4 protein-coding genes are annotated in these 3,467 nt (G+C 60.0%); 3 read left to right on the forward strand and 1 reads right to left on the reverse strand.

The window, feature by feature from the left end; genetic code table 11:
- From MKI88_RS21270 to MKI88_RS21280, 3 genes are all read left to right on the forward strand, one after another.
- Positions 1–644 (forward strand): PP2C family serine/threonine-protein phosphatase (locus MKI88_RS21270; RefSeq protein ID WP_241633549.1); only part of this gene is annotated, 644 nt, incomplete at its 5' end.
- Entirely contained in the window at positions 635–961 is a 327-nt protein-coding gene (locus tag MKI88_RS21275; RefSeq protein WP_241633550.1) for a PilZ domain-containing protein, read from the forward strand. The genes MKI88_RS21270 and MKI88_RS21275, both read left to right, overlap by 10 nt.
- 201 nt (positions 962–1,162) lie before the next feature.
- The gene (locus MKI88_RS21280; RefSeq protein ID WP_407073398.1) at positions 1,163–2,236 is read left to right on the forward strand and encodes a pyridoxal phosphate-dependent aminotransferase; all 1,074 of its coding nucleotides are present in this window, start codon (positions 1,163–1,165) and stop codon (positions 2,234–2,236) included.
- 601 nt (positions 2,237–2,837) lie between these two features.
- Here MKI88_RS21280 and MKI88_RS21285 read toward each other — a convergent pair.
- The coding region (locus MKI88_RS21285; RefSeq protein ID WP_241633551.1) for a fumarylacetoacetate hydrolase family protein at positions 2,838–3,467 on the reverse strand (630 nt) is incomplete at its 5' end.

Genomic DNA, 3,467 nt, shown 5'->3' on the forward strand with positions numbered 1-3,467 from the left:
TGGCGGACGGAATGGGCGGACATGCGATGGGTGACGAAGCGGCCACGACGGTCATACGCGCGCTTGCCTCCTTGACCCAAGCTCGCCACCCGATCGATCGGCACAACATCGCAGATGCGTTGTCGGAGGCGAACGCCACCATAATCGGATTGGCGCAGAAGCTCGGCAAGACATGCGGATCCACGGTTGCTGGCATTTACCTCAATCAATGCCAGGCACTGGTCTTCTGGGCGGGAGACAGCCGTGTCTACCGATTTCGCGAGAAGCAGATCAAGCGCCTCACCCGGGATCACAGCCTAGTGCAGGAACTTGCCGACGCTGGTGTGCTCAACAACGAACAGGCGCGCACGCACCATCAGGCGCATGTCATTACAAGGGCGATCGGTGTCGCTGATTGCCCGCAGGTCGAATTTGCGGAGCTGCCGATCGAAGCGGGGGACGTATATCTCGTTTGCTCGGATGGCCTTTCGAGCATGATTGACGATGGCATGCTGGCATCGATCCTGGGCAGTAGCCTTGTGCGGGCGGCCGATGAGTTGGTCAGAGCTGCGCTCGGAGCGGGCGGAATGGACAATATTTCACTGGTGCTCATCGCGGTGGACTGTGCGCCGGGCGCATTGTCGAATGGGGGGAGTTGGAATTGAAGGGCGCTGGTGAGCAGGTCGAAAAGCGATACCGCAGGGCCGAGAGGCATAAATGGGAAGTGGAAATCAGCGTGAGGCGGCGCGGCGATCCGGCTGTGGGAACCACCATGACCGATCTGTCGCGAACGGGATTTCGATTGCGGACCTATCAAATCCTCAAACCCGAAATGGAATTGTGGATCAAGCTTCCTGGTCTGGAAGCTCTCAAGGCGCGCGTTTGCTGGGTTCGCGATTTTGAAGCGGGATGCGCGTTCGAAGATCCGCTTTATGAGCCGGTTTTTCACCATCTGGTGCGATCAGCGCAATCGTCGCGCTGATTTGTCGTCAATTGCGTGCGCTTTGCGGAGTTGGATTCTTGAACCGCCGCGCGAGTGGTTCGAAGCCAAAGCCCAGTTCGCCGTCCTCTTCGGTGACAGGTTCATGGTCTGATGAACGAAACCGGCCTCGCGCACAAAATTCCTGAAAGTCCCGACGCTTCTGGCGGACATTATCGTAAACGGGCGCCACAGGTTCAGCGCGTGGTCTTCGAGACTGGCCCGCTTTACCATGCGTTGAAAGCCACAGGCCGCTCCATCGCCAGTGCCGCCCGGTTCCGCTTCGCTCCACGTCCGGCCAGCACTGGCGATGGAGGCGTCAATGCACTACACCGGGGCAGCCACGCGCTTCGCGCGCTGATCGCAGCCCAGGGAGCGGGGCTGAAGCCCGACGATGTCCTGATCGCGGGGGGTGCTGCGACAGCATTGTTCATCATTTCCACATCGCTGCTTGTGCCCGGCGACCATCTCGTGGTGGTTCGCCCCAACTATGCCACCAATCTGGAAACGCCGCGCGCAATTGGCTGCGATATCAGTTTCATAGATCTCGAGTTTGAAAAGGGCTTTCAGGTCGATATCGAGGCGCTGGCCGCAGCGATAACGCCCAGGACACGGCTCATCAGTGTCACTTGCCCACACAATCCGACGGGTGTTGTCCTGAGCGCCGAAGAGCTCGGTCGCCTCGCGGCGCTTGCGGCCGCCCATAACTGCCGCCTCCTCGTTGACGAAACCTATCGCGACCTCTCCTATGGGGAACCTCTGCCTCTGGCAGCTACGCTCGGCCCGCATGTCATCAGCGTGTCATCGCTTTCCAAGGCCTACGGAATTCCCGGCATCCGTATCGGCTGGCTGATCACGACCGATCCCCAGCTTCAGGAGCTCTTCCTGGCCGCGAAGGAGCAGATCAGCATCTGCGGCAGTGTCGTCGACGAATGGATCGCCGAGCAGGTTCTCGCCCGCCGCGAGGCGCTGCTTCGACCGACGCTCGTCGAAATGCGCAGGCGCCTCGAGACCGTTGCGGTCTGGATCGAGCAGGAAGATATGCTTGAATGGGTACGCCCGGCAGGCGGCGTTGTCTGTTTTCCGCGCATGCGCGCCGAGCCGCCCGGGGGCACGGCGGCTTTTTATCAGCGGCTTCTGTCGAACCACGGCACCTATCTTGGTCCCGGCCATTGGTTCGAGATGCCAGACAGCTTTTTCCGTCTGGGTTATGGCTGGCCGTCGGCAGACGAGCTTTTCGCCGGGCTCGAAGGAATTTCGGCCGCGCTTCGCGGCTAGTGCCGGGGACCGGCGATTCTATGACAATTCTTTAAAGCTCTTTCCCAACAGTTGTTGAAAGACAATACGTATTCGCTGGACGCGCTCTCGGTCAGACACAAGTTCGCACGAGTAAGCGTCAGTATGCAGTGGTCCGAATTTGGGCAAGGCGTGATGCGGGTGCAATGTCGGCTGGTAGAGCAGCGTTCGGCTGAACGGCAGGGCGAAAGCGCCTGCAATTGCGCCGAGCTTTTTGCCATGCTTCGGCGTCGCGAATTGGTACTGGTCGCGGAAGCTTCGGTCGCTTTCCACCCCCATGGGATCTTCGACGTGCCGACAGTCAGGTCCTGGGAGCTAATCGGGACGAGCGGCCTTTCGTTCAGCTTCGTTCAGATTGAATAGCCAATGGCGGCTTGTGGGGACATTCCGGAGTCTGGTTTTGGATCACCAAGGGCAAACAGCTGCCGCACCGAGGGCTGCACATCATTGCGCTCGCGCGCACAGCGGCCCGATGATGCCGGCGCTGCAGGCCGTCCTGCCTAGCGTCGAGGCCATGGAGCCTTGTTGGCATCGAACGGCACGCGGCCTTGGCCCGCCTCACTTGGCTTCGTATCACTCTGTTTCAAGCGTCAGCGACAGGATTGCGCAGTGTGCCGACCGCAGGGCACGTCACCTCGACGACATCGCCCGCTCGCAAATATTTGCCTTGCAGGGCGCCGATGCCCGCCGGGGACCCTGTCACGATAACGTCCCCCGGGCGTAGATGAAAGATCGTCGAGATATACGTGATTAGCTCGTCGAATGCGAATATCAGGTCATCCATTGCCATCGACTGTCGAAGCTCTCCGTTCACGCGGGTCTCGAGCGTGAGCTTCGACGGATCGGGAATTTCGTCAGCGGTGACAATCCACGGCCCAAAGGCGCCGCTGGCAACAAAATTCTTTCCTGCCAGAACCTGGTTGGTATGTTGCTGAAAATCGCGCACGCTGCCGTCATTGTAGCAGGCGTAACCGCCAATGTACGAGACGGCCTGTTCGCGCGCGATAGCGCGGCCTTCTCGCCCGATTACGATCGCGATCTCACCTTCATAGTCGAGGCGATCGGATGCGCGCGGCACGAGAATTGGCTCGCCCTGCGCAACATGACTGTCAATGGAGCGTGTGAAGAGCCGGGGATAGGCGGGGTAGTCACCCGGGGTGCGATGATAAAGCTCCGCGGTTTCTTCGAAATGGCTCTTGGTATTCAGGCCAAT

Origin of the sequence: Sphingomonas sp. LaA6.9 (genome assembly GCF_022601895.1) — a bacterium.
Classification (GTDB): Bacteria; Pseudomonadota; Alphaproteobacteria; order Sphingomonadales; family Sphingomonadaceae; genus Sphingobium_A.